The 444-nt window shown below is 60.1% G+C and carries 1 protein-coding gene; it reads right to left on the minus strand.

Annotated features, from left to right (window positions below; all coding sequences use genetic code 11):
• Positions 1 to 2: 2 nt before the first annotated feature.
• Positions 3 to 323: an iron-containing alcohol dehydrogenase gene (locus tag AB4Y42_RS44260; protein ID WP_368697899.1), complete on the minus strand. Its 321-nt coding sequence runs from the start codon at positions 321 to 323 to the stop codon at positions 3 to 5.
• Positions 324 to 444: the final 121 nt, after the last annotated feature.

Here is a 444-nt window from a genome sequence, read left to right on the forward strand (position 1 = left end):
CGCTAGTGTCTCGCCGCCCGCATCCGCGTCGTCGTCGCGTCGACCGCGAGTATCGAATCACTCACGAGGGCCACGGAAACATCGACGGGACACGCGTGGGTAGATTCTCCTTCAGCGAGCGATGCCTCGGCGATCCGGTTCGCGTAGTACCGCAGGTCGCCGGTCAGCCCTAGTTCGGCGAGTGTCGTAGGAAGCCCGACCTGTTCGCAGAACCGGATCATCTCCTCGATTTCCTGGATCGGGCGATTTTCTAGCATGAGCAGGCATAGCGTCCAGAACGCGACGTTCTCGCCGTGCAGCATGCCGTGGGTTTCGCTTAGCAGGCTGCTGAAGTACCTCCCGGTAGAAACAGCCTTTCTGCGCTTACGCGGCTCTCGCCGCGCGTTTCATCGCATTGTGAAATTTCAACGCGAAGTTCACGCTGGTTCAGCGGTTTGAGGCCAA

Source organism: Paraburkholderia sp. EG286B, from assembly GCF_040965655.1.
GTDB lineage: Bacteria > Pseudomonadota > Gammaproteobacteria > Burkholderiales > Burkholderiaceae > Paraburkholderia.